Source organism: Undibacterium sp. FT79W, from assembly GCF_014284215.1.
Classification (GTDB): Bacteria; Pseudomonadota; Gammaproteobacteria; order Burkholderiales; family Burkholderiaceae_D; genus Undibacterium; species Undibacterium aquatile.
Genome location: NZ_JACOGB010000005.1, coordinates 317,626 through 333,639, shown reverse-complemented (window position 1 = coordinate 333,639; position 16,014 = coordinate 317,626). Strand labels below are relative to the sequence as shown.

14 protein-coding genes are annotated in these 16,014 nt (G+C 49.9%); 9 read left to right on the top strand and 5 right to left on the bottom strand.

The window, feature by feature from the left end; genetic code table 11:
- The first annotated feature begins 92 nt into the window (after window positions 1-92).
- A complete protein-coding gene (locus H8K38_RS11115; RefSeq protein WP_255422936.1) occupies window positions 93-2,267 on the top strand; it encodes a gluconolaconase in 2,175 nt (724 codons plus the stop codon).
- 16 nt (window positions 2,268-2,283) lie between these two features.
- On the opposite strand, the gene can is transcribed toward H8K38_RS11115, so the two are convergent.
- From can to grpE, 5 genes are all read right to left on the bottom strand, one after another.
- Window positions 2,284-2,952 carry a carbonate dehydratase gene (gene can, locus H8K38_RS11110; protein WP_186884890.1) on the bottom strand — a complete coding sequence of 223 codons (669 nt, stop codon included), beginning with the start codon at window positions 2,950-2,952 and terminating at the stop codon, window positions 2,284-2,286.
- Window positions 2,953-3,069: 117 nt separating this feature from the next.
- Window positions 3,070-3,678, bottom strand: coding sequence for a chalcone isomerase family protein (locus tag H8K38_RS11105; protein WP_186884889.1), 609 nt, complete (start codon window positions 3,676-3,678; stop codon window positions 3,070-3,072).
- A gap of 288 nt (window positions 3,679-3,966) precedes the next feature.
- Window positions 3,967-5,085 (bottom strand): molecular chaperone DnaJ, encoded by a 1,119-nt coding sequence (gene dnaJ / locus H8K38_RS11100; RefSeq protein WP_186884888.1) that lies wholly within the window; start codon window positions 5,083-5,085, stop codon window positions 3,967-3,969.
- A gap of 97 nt (window positions 5,086-5,182) precedes the next feature.
- A complete protein-coding gene (dnaK, locus tag H8K38_RS11095) occupies window positions 5,183-7,117 on the bottom strand; it encodes a molecular chaperone DnaK (RefSeq protein ID WP_186884887.1) in 1,935 nt (644 codons plus the stop codon).
- Window positions 7,118-7,260: 143 nt separating this feature from the next.
- The gene (gene grpE / locus H8K38_RS11090; RefSeq protein ID WP_186884886.1) at window positions 7,261-7,824 is read right to left on the bottom strand and encodes a nucleotide exchange factor GrpE; all 564 of its coding nucleotides are present in this window, start codon (window positions 7,822-7,824) and stop codon (window positions 7,261-7,263) included.
- Between the two features lie 342 nt (window positions 7,825-8,166).
- Here grpE and rfbB point away from each other — a divergent pair, with 342 nt between their 5' ends.
- The 8 genes from rfbB (at window position 8,167) to H8K38_RS11050 (ending at window position 15,980) form a co-directional block, all read left to right on the top strand.
- Window positions 8,167-9,234, top strand: a complete 1,068-nt coding sequence (rfbB, locus tag H8K38_RS11085) for a dTDP-glucose 4,6-dehydratase (protein WP_186884885.1) — start codon at window positions 8,167-8,169, stop codon at window positions 9,232-9,234.
- The gene (rfbA, locus tag H8K38_RS11080; RefSeq protein ID WP_186884884.1) at window positions 9,231-10,127 is read left to right on the top strand and encodes a glucose-1-phosphate thymidylyltransferase RfbA; all 897 of its coding nucleotides are present in this window, start codon (window positions 9,231-9,233) and stop codon (window positions 10,125-10,127) included. Before rfbB ends, rfbA begins: the two co-directional genes overlap by 4 nt.
- 3 nt (window positions 10,128-10,130) lie before the next feature.
- The gene (gene rfbC, locus H8K38_RS11075; RefSeq protein ID WP_186884883.1) at window positions 10,131-10,676 is read left to right on the top strand and encodes a dTDP-4-dehydrorhamnose 3,5-epimerase; all 546 of its coding nucleotides are present in this window, start codon (window positions 10,131-10,133) and stop codon (window positions 10,674-10,676) included.
- A complete protein-coding gene (gene rfbD / locus H8K38_RS11070; protein ID WP_186884882.1) occupies window positions 10,673-11,578 on the top strand; it encodes a dTDP-4-dehydrorhamnose reductase in 906 nt (301 codons plus the stop codon). Before rfbC ends, rfbD begins: the two co-directional genes overlap by 4 nt.
- A gap of 154 nt (window positions 11,579-11,732) precedes the next feature.
- Window positions 11,733-12,518 (top strand): glycosyltransferase, encoded by a 786-nt coding sequence (locus tag H8K38_RS11065; RefSeq protein WP_186884881.1) that lies wholly within the window; start codon window positions 11,733-11,735, stop codon window positions 12,516-12,518.
- A gap of 1 nt (window position 12,519) precedes the next feature.
- Window positions 12,520-13,470: an SDR family oxidoreductase gene (locus H8K38_RS11060; RefSeq protein ID WP_186884880.1), complete on the top strand. Its 951-nt coding sequence runs from the start codon at window positions 12,520-12,522 to the stop codon at window positions 13,468-13,470.
- A gap of 7 nt (window positions 13,471-13,477) precedes the next feature.
- A complete protein-coding gene (locus H8K38_RS11055; protein WP_186884972.1) occupies window positions 13,478-14,038 on the top strand; it encodes a sugar transferase in 561 nt (186 codons plus the stop codon).
- Window positions 14,039-14,048: 10 nt separating this feature from the next.
- The gene (locus H8K38_RS11050; RefSeq protein WP_186884879.1) at window positions 14,049-15,980 is read left to right on the top strand and encodes a nucleoside-diphosphate sugar epimerase/dehydratase; all 1,932 of its coding nucleotides are present in this window, start codon (window positions 14,049-14,051) and stop codon (window positions 15,978-15,980) included.
- Window positions 15,981-16,014: the final 34 nt, after the last annotated feature.

The window sequence follows — 16,014 nt, the reverse complement described above, 5'->3', positions numbered from 1 at the left end:
TCTGTCGTTGCCAGCGCCGTATGGCTGGTGATCTGCAGGTAAATACGCTAAGCTGCGACACTCATATACCCATATTGGAATCTCAGGTGGCAATGCATTTCTCGAAACCGGCACTGATCACAACGCTGGTGATTACTCTGCTGCTTGGCAGCGCTGCTTACTTTTTCTCACCATTCTCCGGCAATCAACACCGTGACAGCCTGATGGCAAACATCGGTAAAAAACTGATAGGAAAGCCGCGACTCCAGCCAACGTCCACCGACTGGCAGCCGCACGTGTTACGTTTCGCTGGCGATGGCACTGCGGGAAAACGTGACGGCGCGGCATTGCAGGCACGTTTTGCTGACCCTTTCGGCATGGTGCAGGATCAGGAAGGCAATCTGTATGTCACTGATGCCGCCGACAACAATGTGATACGCCGTATCGCCCCCGATGGTCAGGTCAGCGTCTATGCCGGGGGCAAAGAAGGTTTCGCCGATGGCGAACGTATGCAGGCTGCTTTCAATACACCTTCCGGCATCGCCATCGACAAACAGGGCAATCTGTATGTCGCCGATACCGGCAATCATGCGATACGCAAAATCTCCAGCCAGGGACTAGTCACAACATTGGCAGGCAACGGCCAAGCTGGCGATCGTGATGGTGATGGCACTTCGGCGCAACTGAACGCACCTCTGGCCGTCGCTGTTGATGCCGACGGCAACGTCTATGTAGCTGACACCTATAACGATAAAATTCGCCGCATATCGACCGATGGTAAAGTCAGCACCATCGCTGGCGGTAAGCAAAATGGCTTGCTGGATGGCGCTGCCAGCGATGCCTTATTCGATACGCCGTCTGGCATTGCAATCAACTCGCACAAGGATCTGATCATCGCCGATACGCGCAATAACGCGATTCGTAAACTAACGCAGACGGGTATTGTCAGCACGCTGGAGCAATCCGCCAGCAACGATAAAAATGCGCTGATGCGACGCCCGGTCGGGCTGGCCATCACGCATGATGATCACGTTTATATCGGAGAAAGTGGCGAAGGCCGGATTTTGCATCTGACGCCAGACGGCATACTCAGAGGCGTCACAGGCATCGATGTTGATTTTGTCGCCGGTGACGAGAAAGTCTTACGGCTGTCTTCACCAAGCGGTTTGCTGGTGACAACGGCTGGCGACGTCATGGTCGCAGATTCGGGCACGACATCGATTTACCACCTGACATCAGCGCAGCCAGCCACGCCGGAGCAAAGCAGATTTCCGGCGACCAGCCTTGACCTGCAAACGATGTTTGGCGGTCAGACTTTTCCGTGGCCCCTAAAGCCATTTCACACAGCACACGAAGTGGTCGGCACAATGGGAGAGGTGCGTGGAAGAACGGATGGTGAAGCACGCGATCATTTTCATAGCGGGCTTGATATACAAGGTAATCTGGGCGCGACCGTGTATGCCGTTGCCGACGAAAAGGTGCGTCATCCTGTCACTGCATGGGGATATGGCACGCTGAATGAAGGAATCAATATTGATCATTTTTCTTACATCCACATGAAAGCAGGACGCGACCGCGACAATCTGCTGATCGATGCCCGGCGCTTTCAGATCTTGAATGATATGCAGGGAAAGCCAGCTGCAGTCAGAATTCCGCGCGGAACAAAATTTAAAACCGGGGATACTTTAGGTAGTATCAACCGTATGTACCATGTCCATCTGAATTACAGCCTCGGCAGCGGCGAAATCAATCCCTTAGCCTTGCCGTTCCCCGGCTTTAAAGATGAAACAGAACCGATGATTGAGTCGATACAAATCACAAACGATCAGGGACAACCGCTGAAACGGAAGCAGGATAATCGCCTCCTCATCCCGCGCCAGAGCCCGCCATTGAATCTGCTTGTCGATGCGTATGACCAGAGCGATGACAATCTGTCGCGCAGACGACTGGGCTTATACAAGATAGGCTATCAATTCCTGCATGCGAATGGCAAAGCTGTCGCCGGTTATGAGCAAGCATTGATGACGATAGAATTTAATCAGTTACCGCCTGATCGCTCGTCTGTCAAAGTCGCCTATGCTGAGGGCAGCGGCATTACCGTGCATGGCAACGCCAAAACCCGCTTTTTGTATCAGGCCAGTAATGTCGTGCGTGATGGCTACGCCAGAAATGCTCACCTGCCTGTAGATAAACTGGCTGCCGGTGATTATATTCTGCGGATTTTTGCCGCAGATTATGCCGGCAACGTGGCCAGATCTGGACGCGATCTGGCCATCAGAATTGAATGAAGCGGATATATGTTGTTCAGTCCTGATACCGGGTCAGACTCGCGGCAAACTGGGTGGCAAGCATTTCCGGCGAACTGACCGCCATTCCCAGTGGATTTAATAAGCCATCCTGAATTCCATAGACCCAGCCGTGCACAGTCAGTGTCTGGCCGCGCTCCCACGCATCCTGAATCACGGTGGTCTGGCACAGATTGACGACTTGTTCGATCACGTTCAGTTCGCACAGGCGGTCTGCCCGCTGTTTTGTATTCAGTGTTTCACCAAGATAGCGCTCATGCTTCTGATGCACATCCTGTACGTGACGCAGCCAGTTATCGGCCAGACCGACACGCCGCCCGGTCATCGCAGCATGCACGCCTGAGCAACCATAATGACCGCAGATGATAATGTGTTTGACGCCCAGAATATCGACTGCAAACTGCAGCACAGAGAGGCAATTTAAATCTGAATGAACGACAACGTTGGCGATATTTCTGTGTACAAATAACTCGCCAGGTAACAGCCCCAGCAATTCATTGGCAGGGACCCGGCTGTCAGAGCAGCCTATCCACAGATATTCAGGATTTTGCTGGGCTGCGAGTTTTTTAAAAAAATCAGCATCCCGGTTGGAGATTGCCTGCGCCCATTGACGATTATTTTCAAATAACTGTTCCGGAGTTAATTCGGCACGATTTTTCTCGGTCATCATCCTGTCCTGATATTGAAAACAGGCGTGATTCTAACCTTTATGCAGGTAAGCTGCATAAACAGAAAAAGCCATACCCAGGCAGGTACGGCTTTCTCTGTTTCAGATCAAGGTAAATTAACGATACATATTTCTGTCGTCAGGCTCAGCCAGCATCGCTTTCTTCAAGCCGCTGTCAACGGGTTTTTCACCTAACCAGATGCGCAGCAATGCGTTGTTAAATCCGATGTCAGGGTAAGGTTCACCCATTTTTTTTCCATTTAAATACACCACCGTACCAACGCCGGGAACCCAGTCGTTCACCATGACATCCCCTTTTTTCAATTCAGGAACGGATGCAAACAACTCGCCGAAACGGAGAAACTGCGAAGTGAATTTCACTTTTTCTGCTTTGTCTGTATTTTGTTGTATACCTTGCATAAAGCCGCGGCCAAAATCTTCGTTACTGAGATCGCGCAGCATCACTATCGTGACCCGACGCGGGCCTTGCGAAGCAAGTACTTCAGGTACGGTATTTTTCTTGTCTTTGAGGTACAGGCCCGCTGCGTACACTTTGAAAATAGCTTTGTAACGGATCCCGGCTCCATTCAGTTTCAGATCGGTGTTTGCAACATGCACCGTATCTTCAAATTTGGCACCCGCTATATCCACGGTACCGGCATTTGCTGTACTGAGCAGGGTCAGACCCAGCCCGGCTAACCAACATTTATATTGATTCCAACGCATTTTTGTCTCCTGTTGATATTTTATTGATTCCAGATTGATCAGGCTTGGCAGATAAGATGCTGTCGCTGATAAACCCGGGCACCGCTACTTATAATGTAGTTTTTATATTGGCTCTTTAGCTTAACCGATTCCCGGGCGTATCGTCAGCGCTGATTTTGGAGTCCGCTCTCTAATTTAGCAGCAAATCTATCCGCCTGATGCCCGCATCAAAATACAGATCTCCGACAACACGGGAAGTAAACGTTAAAAAGCCCCGTTCAACATCAACGGGGCTTTTTTTTAGCAAAATTATTCAAAGAATTTTTTTACTTTATCCATCCAGGTTTTACTTTGGGGGTTGTGCTTCGCCCCACCTTCTACCGTCAACTGCTCAAAATCTTTCAACAACTGCTTTTGCTTTTCAGTCAGCTTGACTGGCGTTTCTATCACAACGTGACAGAACAAGTCACCGGCATAACCAGAACGTACGCCCTTCACGCCTTTGCTACGCAAACGGAAAGTTTTACCTGACTGCGTTCCTTCCGGTACAGTGAACGATGCTTTGCCACTCAGCGTAGGTACTTCAATCTCGCCGCCCAGAGCCGCTTTCACAAAGGAAATTGGAATTTCGCAATGCAGATCATCGCCTTCGCGCTGGAACACCGGATGCTGCTTGATATGTATCTCTACATACAAATCACCCGGAGGCCCGCCGTTGACGCCAGGTTCACCGTTACCCGATGAACGGATACGCATGCCATCGTCTATCCCGGCTGGAATTTTAACTTCCAGTGTCTTATTGCGCTTGATACGACCAACACCTGAGCAAGCGGTACATGGATCAGGAATCATTTTCCCTGTGCCATGACATTTAGGGCAGGCTTGCTGGATACTAAACAAACCTTGCTGCATGCGCACCTGACCGTGCCCGCCACAAGTGGTACACGTTACCGGTGACGTACCGGGTTTTGCGCCGGAGCCGTGGCAAGTATCGCACTCATCCCAGCTAGGCACGCGTATCGTCGTATCAAATCCGTTAGCGGCCTGCTCGAGTGTGATTTCGAGGTTGTATCGCAAATCAGCACCGCGATATACCTGAGGACCCGCACTACGACGGCCACCGCCGAAAATATCACCAAAAATATCGCCGAACGCATCAGCAAAACCACCTGCACCGCCGCCACCGCCGCCACCCATATTCGGATCAACACCGGCATGACCGTAACGGTCGTAGGCATCCCGTTTCTGGCTGTCGGAAAGCATCTCGTAAGCCTCTTTGGCTTCTTTGAATTTCTCTTCGGCAGACTTATTATCCGGATTGCGATCCGGATGGTACTTCATCGCCAGCTTGCGATAAGCCTTTTTAATTTCGTCTTCTGAAGCGTTTTTACCGACGCCGAGAATTTCATAAAAATCACGCTTCGCCATCTCTTGTTAACCTCTGTATTAAGCGCAAACGCCGGGCCAGCAACGCAAGCGCGAGCCACCCGGCGAGTGATGACGGGCAAGCCCGTCAGACTGGGGATTACTTATTGTCTTTCACTTCTTTGAAGTCTGCATCGACAACATCGTCATCTTTAGCTTTTGCATCAGCGTCCGCAGTACCGCCCGCTGCACCAGCCGCAGCTTGCTGAGCCTGCATATCCGCATAGACTTTTTCGCCCAGCTTCTGAGCTGCTGTCGTCAAAGCACCAAGCTTCGTATCGATCTCAACTTTGTCGCCGGTTTTCAACACATCTTCCAACTCTTTGATCGCAGCTTCGATTTTTTCTTTCTCGCCTGCGTCCAATTTGTCGCCATGTTCAGCCAGCGCTTTTTTGGTTGAGTGTACCAATGCATCACCCTGATTGCGGGACTCAGCCAGTTCTCTGACCTTTTTGTCTTCTTCCGCGTTCAGTTCAGCATCTTTCACCATTTTCTGAATTTCTTCTTCAGTCAAACCGGAGTTTGCTTTAATGGTGATCTTGTTTTCTTTACCGGTTGCTTTGTCTTTTGCACCTACATGCAAAATACCATTCGCATCGATATCGAACGTGACTTCAATTTGTGGTGTGCCACGTGCTGCTGGTGGAATACCTTCCAGATTGAATTCGCCCAGACCTTTATTGCCAGCAGCGATCTCACGTTCACCCTGGAACACTTTGATCGTTACCGCAGGCTGATTATCATCTGCTGTCGAAAACACCTGACTGAACTTAGTCGGGATGGTCGTGTTTTTCTGTATCATCTTCGTCATCACGCCGCCCAGAGTCTCGATACCCAGCGACAATGGTGTCACGTCCAGCAACAACAGATCTTTACGATCGCCAGACAATACAGAACCCTGAATTGCTGCACCGACCGCTACTGCTTCGTCCGGATTCACGTCTTTACGTGGCTCTTTACCGAAGAACTCTTTAACCAGTTCCTGAACCTTAGGCATACGGGTCATACCACCAACCAGAATGATGTCGTCGATATCAGATACTTTAACGCCAGCATCTTTAATCGCCAGACGGCAAGGTTCGATGGTTTTCTTAACCAGCTCTTCGACCAGCGCTTCCAGTTTGGCGCGCGTGATTTTCAAGTTCAGATGCACCGGTGCGCCATTCGCCATCGCGATATATGGCTCATTGATTTCAGTTTGCTGTGCGCTTGACAGTTCAATTTTTGCACGCTCAGCAGAAGCCTTGATACGTTGCAAAGCGATAGGATCTTTGGACAAATCCAGACCGTTGATCGTTTTGAATTCTGTGATGATGTAATCAATGATACGTTGATCGAAATCTTCACCACCGAGGAAGGTATCGCCGTTAGTCGACAATACTTCAAACTGCATTTCGCCATCAACGTCTGCAATTTCAATAATGGAAACGTCGAAAGTACCACCACCAAGGTCATACACAGCAATCTTGCGATCGCCTTTTTCTTTTTTATCCAGACCGAACGCCAATGCAGCAGCCGTTGGTTCGTTGATGATACGTTTCACGTCCAGACCAGCGATACGGCCTGCATCTTTCGTCGCCTGACGTTGCGCATCGTTGAAATAAGCAGGAACGGTAATGACCGCTTCTGTCACTTCTTCACCGAGGTAGTCTTCGGCGGTTTTTTTCATTTTGCGCAAAACTTCAGCGGAAATCTGCGGTGGCGCTAATTTTTTATCGCGCACAGAAACCCACGCATCACCATTGTCTGCTTTGGAAATCGTGTAAGGCATCAGGCTGATGTCTTTTTGCACTTCTTTTTCTTCAAATTTACGACCGATCAGACGTTTGACCGCAAATAAAGTGTTTTTCGGATTTGTCACTGCCTGACGCTTTGCAGAGGCGCCGACCAGAATCTCGCCGTCTTCCTGATACGCGATAATCGATGGTGTCGTGCGCGCACCTTCTGCATTTTCAATCACTTTCGGCTGGCCGCCTTCCATGATCGCAACGCAAGAGTTGGTTGTACCCAAATCAATACCAATCATTTTTCCCATGATATTTCCCTTAGAATGTAGATTTTATTTGTCAATGTTGGTGAGTCGGTCTGAATTTAGCAGCAAAACCAACTCGTCTGTTCCGGATATAAGGTAAAAAACCCGCTTTTCAAGCGTTTTATGCGGTTTTTTTTACGTTTTTCTTACTTTCCTTGCGCAACGGTCACTAAAGCCGGGCGCAAAAGACGATCAGCAATCGTGTAGCCTTTTTGCAGTACAGTCACGATAGTGTTGGCCTCTTGCTCTGCCGGAACCATAGAGACAGCCTGATGTTTAGTAGGATCAAGTTTTTCCGCCTGCGCCGGATTCACTTCCAGCAAGCGATTTTTTTCAAATGCAGAATTCAATTGCTTCAGCGTAATTTCCACGCCTTCTTTTAAAGAATCAATGGATGGTGTTTCCACTTTCAAGGCCATTTCCAGACTATCTTTGACGGGCACCATTGCTTCAGCAAAACCTTCAATCGCAAATTTATGTGCTTTCGCGACATCTTCCTGCGCACGGCGACGGATATTTTCACCATCAGCTTTGGCGCGCATAAAAGCATCCTGCAGCTCAGCAACCCGCGCTTCTAACTCAGCAATTTTTGCTGCTGCGTCATTCGCTGGATCATTTTGCTGCTCTACAACAGTCTCCGCAGCTGCAACTTCAGCGCTCTCAACTGCAGTAGCAGGGTTTTCAACCTGACGATTTTCTTGTTCTTGCATCCTGTTTCTCCATTCAAATACACGTTACACCTGTAAATAGGGCTGATTTTGATTATTTCAAGGGATACCTGGCACCCTAAATCGACAATTCATATTGCAAACGGCATATGTATGCATCATTGGAAAGTCAAAAATCAAGGCAGCCCGATTAGCAAAATGAAAGCTTGAAATGCGGGCAGACATGAAAAACACTATTCCCGACATATCAAAACCACATTAATGCAAATAATTGTTACTAATCTTACAGCGTAAAATCATCACAAAATAGAACGACTTCAGGCTTATCTCAAGTAAAATCGCGGGTTGGGTATTAAAAATAAGCGGTTCAGACAGGGGTTAGTTATGATTTTCGTCACAGGCGGCGCTGGATTTATCGGCGCTAATTTTGTATTAAGTTGGCTGGCACAATCTGATGAGACAGTGCTCAATTATGACAAACTGACTTATGCTGGCAATTTAAACAATCTTACAAGCTTACGTCACGATAACCGGCATATTTTCGTCCAGGGTGACATCTGCGACGGCGACAAACTGACAGCATTGTTTGCAGAGCATAAGCCACGTGCGATCGTGCATTTTGCGGCAGAAAGCCATGTAGATCGCTCGATTCATGGTCCGGCAGCTTTCGTCACAACCAATGTTAATGGCACGTTCAGCCTGTTAGAGGCTGCGCGGGCTTACTGGAACTCACTCGAAGCTCAGGAAAAAAAGGACTTTCGTTTCCTACACGTATCAACCGACGAAGTGTATGGAACGCTGGGTCCGGAAGATCCGCCATTCAGCGAAACAACTGCTTACGCGCCGAACAGCCCGTATTCTGCATCGAAAGCAGCATCCGATCATCTGGTTCGCGCTTATCACCATACTTATGGCATGCCAGTCTTAACGACAAACTGCTCGAATAACTATGGTCCTTATCATTTTCCGGAAAAACTGATTCCGCTGATTATTACCAACGCCCGCGCAGGTAAGGACTTGCCGGTGTATGGCGATGGTCAGCAAGTGCGTGACTGGTTGTTTGTGACAGATCATTGTGCAGCAATCCGCCGCGTCCTTGAAGATGGACGCCTGGGCGAAACCTACAACGTCGGCGGCTGGAACGAACAGACTAATCTCAGCGTCGTTCATACCATTTGCGATTTACTGGACGAATTACAACCTAAAGCACAAGGCAGTTACCGCGATCAGATCAAACACATCACTGACCGCCCGGGCCACGATCGCCGCTACGCTATTGATGCGCGCAAAATCGAACGCGAACTCGGCTGGAAACCGGCTGAAACGTTCACGACTGGCCTACGCAAAACAGTGGAATGGTATCTCGCCAATGATGCGTGGGTCGCGCAGGTACAATCCGGCGATTACATGAAATGGGTTGATCTGCAATACAGTAACAAGGAACAAGCATGAGTTTTACATCAAGTACCCGCAAAGGCATTATTCTGGCCGGTGGTTCCGGCACACGCCTCTACCCGGTCACACAGGCAATCTCCAAACAACTGCTGCCGGTATACGACAAACCGATGATTTATTACCCGCTGACATCGCTGATGCTGGCAGGGATTCGCGACATTCTGATTATCTCGACACCGCAAGATACGCCGCGTTTTTCTGAGTTGCTTGGCGACGGTTCTCAATGGGGTATTAATCTGCAATATGCAGTGCAACCGTCACCTGATGGTCTGGCGCAGGCCTTCATTATCGGCAAAGAATTTATCGGCAATTCTCCTTCTGCGTTGATTCTGGGCGACAACATCTATTACGGTCACGATTTCGAACCACAATTACGCAATGCCGATGCCAGAAATCAGGGCGCAACCGTGTTTGCTTACCACGTGCATGATCCTGAACGCTATGGCGTGGTTGATTTTGACGCTAACAAACAAGCACTCAGCATTGAGGAAAAACCAGCAAAACCTAAGTCGAATTACGCGGTGACAGGCTTGTATTTTTATGATCAGCAAGTATGCGATATCGCCGCCAATATCAAACCATCGCCACGCGGCGAACTTGAAATTACCGATGTCAATAACGTTTATCTGAAACAAGGTGAACTCAACGTCGAACTGATGGGACGTGGCATGGCATGGCTCGATACCGGCACCCACGAATCCTTGCTGGAAGCAGGTCAGTTCGTCGCGACGATAGAAAAGCGCCAGGGCTTAAAAGTTGCCTGTCCTGAAGAAATCGCCTTCCGCCGTAACTACATCAGCGCCGCGCAGCTCGAAACGCTGGCACAGCCGTTGAAGAAAAATGAGTACGGCCGTTATTTGTTGAACCTCTTAGAGAAAAAGACGTTTTAAACCATGAAAGCTATTCCTACCAATCTGCCGGAAGTCATGATCATAGAACCGAAAGTATTCGGTGACGAACGTGGTTTTTTCTTCGAGAGCTTCAATGCGAAAAAGTTTGCTGAACTGACGGGTGTCGATGTTGAATTTGTTCAGGACAACCATTCACTCTCAGCAAAAAATATCCTGCGCGGCCTGCACTATCAGATCAAACAGGCGCAGGGAAAACTGGTGCGCGTAGTGACCGGCGAAGTGTTTGATGTGGCTGTTGATATCCGCAAAAGCTCACCACGCTTCGGCCAGTGGACCGGTGTCGTTCTGTCCGCAGAAAATCAGCGTCAACTCTGGATCCCGCCTGGCTTTGCACATGGTTTTGTTGTGCTCAGCGATAAAGCGGAATTCCTCTATAAAACCACAGATTACTGGGCGCCGGAATACGAACGCTCATTGCAATGGAATGATCCTGCAATTGGTATTGAATGGCCGATTCAGGGCGAACCGGTCATGTCTGCTAAAGATCAGCAGGGAAAACTGCTCGCTGATGCCGAGGTATTTGAATGAAGATTTTATTGACCGGCGTCACGGGACAGCTGGGCCATACTTTACAGCAGCAACTCAGTACGCAGCATGAAGTGATCGCCCCTGATCGCAGCCAGCTTGATTTAAGCGATGCAGCTGCGATTACTGTTTTTGTTGATGCGATACAGCCAGATCTGATTATCAATCCGGCCGCCTATACCGCGGTCGATAAAGCAGAGTCAGAAACTGAATTAGCAGAAGCGATCAATGTGACAGCGCCAGCGGCCTTTGCTGCGGCAGCAAAAAAACACAATATTGGTCTGATTCACTATTCGACAGATTACGTCTTTGACGGCAGTTTGCGCGATGCCCACGCCGGTTTAAAAAGTTATACAGAAACAGAAACAACTCATCCGTTGAATGTGTATGGCACAACGAAACTGGCGGGCGAGCAAGCCATTATCGCCAGTGGCTGCCGTCATCTGATTTTCCGCACCAGCTGGGTCTATTCGCGCTTCGGTAAAAATTTCCTGCTGACGATGTTACGGTTGGCGAATGAGCGTGACGAACTGCGTATCGTCAACGACCAGTGGGGAGCACCCACATCGGCTAAAGCCATCAGCGACGCCACTTGTCAAATTCTGGCGCAACTGTTGGCCGCACCGGATAGCTCACAATGGTGGTCGCAAAATCAGGGTTTATATAATCTGACGACAACCGGACACACAAGCTGGTGTGGCTTTACCGAAGAAATTCTGCGTCAGGCGGCTAGCCGTGGTTTGCTGAACAAGCCAGCACCCGTTGTGCATGGAATTCCAGCCAGCGAATACCCGACACCAGCAACAAGACCGGTCAATTCCTGTCTGAACACAGATAAAATCAGCCGCACTTTCGGATTGACGTTGCCATCGTGGCAAACGGCGTTGACGGATAGTCTGGCATAGATACTGGTAAGGAATAGTTCATCGCGGGCAAAGCGAATGCTGTTACTCTGTACGCCAACACAGCAATCGCATACGCCGCGCGTCGTGACAGCACAGTAAAGCAGATGCCAGCAAGCATGCCCTCACACCCAAATATGAATGGAATCGTTCACTTATGATTCATGTTGCCATCATCAGTCATGGACATGAAGATCTGCTGATCTCAACCCGGCTGGGCGGATTACTTGGCCAGCATGACGATATCCATCTGTGGCTCAAAGATAATCTGCCATCCGCAAAATTAAAAGACTACTGCCACCAGCACGGTGTCTCTTACACCGATGCCTCTGCAGGACTGGGCTTCGGTGCGAACAATAATTTTCTGTTCCGGCAAATACAAAATAGTGTCGGCTTGCGCTCAGGCGACATATTCGTCGTCATGAATCCGGATATTTCCATCACCCCGGATACGCTCAGACAACTGGTTGAAGAAATGCAGCGTGATCAGTTTCCACTGGCAACCCTGAATCTGTTTAAAGATGAAAATCACCTCAGGACTGATGCGAATATCCGTTTGTTTCCGGATTTTCTTTCGCCATTGCGTATGGCCGTCGTACGCTCGCTGACGCAGGCCTACGATAAAGAAAAAATCACAGCGCCGTTTCATGCAGACTGGGCTTCGGGCGCGTTTTTAGCGTTCGATGCGCGCCATTACGAAGCGCTGCAGGGCTTCGATGATCGCTATTTTATGTATTTTGAAGACGTCGATCTTTGCTATCGCTCGTATCTGATGTTGGGAAAAGGTGTGCGTTATTACCCGCAACTGCAGGCAGTCCATTTTGCGGCACATAAAAACCGCAGTCTGTTGTCGCCCCACGCGAATTGGTTTATCCGCAGTTTCCTGAAATTTTTATCGCGTAAATATTTTGTCTATTCACGCCGTACAAGCGGCGCGCGCTGATATGGTCCAGCGTATCTTCATTACCGGTGCGAGTGGATTTGTCGGGCAGGCAGTCGCCAGATATTTTCTTGGGCAAAATCGCCCACTGATCTGCCCTAGCCGTCAGCCGCTCAGCTATCAATCCCCACTGATGGCAAACCCGCTGATTCCGGAGCTTTCTCCTGATCTCGACTGGTCTGCTCATTTGCATGAGATTGACGCGGTGATTCATTGCGCGGCCCGTGTGCATGTGATGCACGAGTCCGCGGCTGATCCGCTGGCCTTGTTCCGTCGCGTCAACGTCGACGCCACACTGGCGCTGGCCAGACAAGCGGCAGTGGCGGGAGTGCGGCAGTTTATTTTTATCAGTTCCGTCAAAGTCAACGGCGAGCTGACGCAACCGGGAAAACCGTTCAGCGAAAAAGATGTATCCCTTGCCGAAGACCCGTACGGCATATCGAAGTGTGAAGCAGAAATTGCCCTGTTGCAGCTGGGTGAGCAAACCGGTATGGCAGTAACGATCATCCGGCCACCGCTGATCTATGGGCCAGGCGTGAAAGCGAATTTTTTAAGCATGCTACGCTGGGTTAAAAAAGGCATACCGCTGCCGCTGGACAGCACCAGAAACAAACGCAGCTTTGTTTATCTCGGTAATCTGATCAGTCTGATCGATACCTGTCTGCATCACCCGCATGCGGGGCAAGAAATTTTTCTGGTCTCCGATGGTCAGGATTTATCGACCGCTGAATTATTGCAGGCGTGCGCCAAAGCCTTGCAGGTGCCATCACGCTTGCTGCCGTGTCCACCATCTTTACTCACGCTGGCGGCGACGCTGGCCGGAAAAAAATCTGTTGCTGATCGCCTGTGTTTATCATTGCAAGTCGATATCACCAAGGCGAAAACATTGCTAGGCTGGACTCCGCCCTATACTGTGGAACAGGGACTGGCCGCTACCGTGACACAATTACCATAACACTATGTTGAAACGTTGCTTTGACCTGCTGCTCGCTGTATGTGCCACACTCATATTGCTGTTGCCCATACTGATCACCGCTTTGTGCGTGAAGCTGACTTCGCGCGGCCCTGCCGTTTACTGGTCGGATCGTGTTGGCAAGAATAATGTCATTTTCAAGATGCCGAAATTCCGCAGCATGCGCATAGACACGCCCGCAGTTGCCACGCACTTGTTGAGTAACCCGGATCAGTATCTGACGCCGATAGGTTCGTTTCTCAGAAAATCCAGTCTGGATGAATTGCCGCAACTGTGGAGTATCCTGAACGGCGATATGAGTTTCGTTGGCCCGCGCCCGGCGCTGTACAATCAGCATGATCTGATTGCCTTACGTACTGAAAAAAACGTCCATACGATTCCGCCCGGCTTAACGGGTTGGGCGCAGGTTAACGGTCGCGATGAATTACCGATTCCGGTGAAAGTGGAACTGGATGCCTATTATCTGCAACATCAGTCATTTCTGCTGGATATGCGCATATTGCTGATGACCTTTTTCAAGGTTTTGCGTCGCGACGGCATTACGCATTAGGACAAACTTCATGCTGCAAACACTACTCCATCTCCCCCGCCTGCAGAAGCAAATCATGGCCGCTGCGCTTGATGCGCTGTGTCTGCCGCTGATCTTCATACTGGCGATCTGGTTGCGTTACGATGGTTTTAACGCCGAATTGTTCCGGCATTATTTCTGGCTGATCGTTTCTATCCCTGTTGTCTCCATCCCCATTTTTATCCGCATCGGTTTATACCGTGCAGTGATTCGTTTTATCGATCAGAAAATTATCAGCGTGATCTTTATCGGTGCCAGCACATCAGTTCTGCTGCTGGCCTTCATCGGCGTGATGCTGCACATCATGCCGATTTCACGCGCGATCTTTGGCTTTTTCTGGGCCGGTTCTATCCTCTATCTCGGTGCCAGCCGTTTTCTCGCACGCAGCTGGTTTCTGCGCGCCGATATGGCAGACAACGTGATTCACGTCTGCATTTACGGCGCAGGAAAAGCCGGAGCGCAACTCGCTACGGCATTACGGGCTGGCGGTGAACATATCTGCGTTGCGTTTATTGATGACAATGAAAAAAAACACCGCTCAACGATCGCTGGTATCCAGATTTACAGCCCGGCAGAAATTGATGCGCTGGTCGTTAAATTAGGTATCAAACAGATTCTGCTGGCGATACCCTCGGCCAGTAAAACCCGGCAAAAGCAGATACTGAATCAGCTCGAACATCTGAAGCTAAAAATTAAAGTCACGCCTTCTATACAAAGCCTGGTCAATGGCGAACTGCGTGTTCAGGATGTGCGCGATGTTGAAATTGAAGATTTGCTGGGCCGCGATCAGGTCGAGCCGGATACCCGCCTGCTGAGTACCTGCATCACCGGCAAACATGTGTTGGTCACCGGCGCGGGCGGCTCTATAGGTTCAGAACTGTGCCGCCAGATTCTGCGTCAGCGTCCCCAAAAGCTGGTGTTGCTAGAGATGTCCGAATACGCTTTATATGCAATCGAGCATGAATTGCTGTCGCTGCGCGCTCAGCTTCATCTTGATGTCGAGATACTGCCGTTTCTCGGCACGGTGCTTGATGCTGCCAAGCTCGACAGAATTTTTGCAGCCTGCAATATTGACACGTTGTACCACGCCGCTGCCTACAAACACGTGCCGCTGGTCGAACACAATCCGGTCGAAGGCATACGCAATAATGTGTTCGGTACGCTGGCGGTGGCGCAAGCAGCGATCAAGGCGAAAGTGGCTAACTTCGTGCTCATTTCCACTGATAAAGCAGTGCGTCCGACGAATGTCATGGGTACCAGCAAACGGCTCGCGGAATTAATTTTGCAGGCATTTTCGCATGGCCAGCACAGCACGCGTTTTTGTATGGTGCGCTTTGGCAATGTGCTGGGCTCGTCAGGCTCAGTCGTGCCGCTGTTTCGCAAACAGATCATGGCAGGTGGCCCGATTACTTTGACGCATCCTGAAATCACCCGCTATTTCATGACCATCCCTGAAGCGGCGCAACTCGTGCTGCAGGCGGGAGCCATGGGCGAAGGCGGCGACGTCTTTGTGCTTGATATGGGTGAACCTGTACGCATTATCGATCTGGCGCGCCGCATGGTGCATCTGAGCGGGCTGGAAGTGAAATCAGAAACAACGCCGCAGGGAACGATAGAAATACAGCACGTCGGCCTTCGTCCCGGTGAAAAATTGTACGAAGAACTGCTGATCGGCGACAACGTTGAAGGCACCAGCCACCCGCTGATTATGCGTGCACAGGAAAATGAAATTCCCTGGGAGCAATTAAGCCGTGCTCTGAATGAGCTTGAGCAAGCCTGCACCGCGTTTGACTATGAACAAATACGTACGCTGTTGTTAAAAACAGTGGCAGAATACCAGCCGCAATGCGGCATCGAAGATCTGATCTGGCAAGCATCCCATGTCAATTCAGGCAGCATGACCGACGTAAAAGTTCTGCATTAAGTCCTGCATTAAGTTCTGCATTAAATAGCTATTT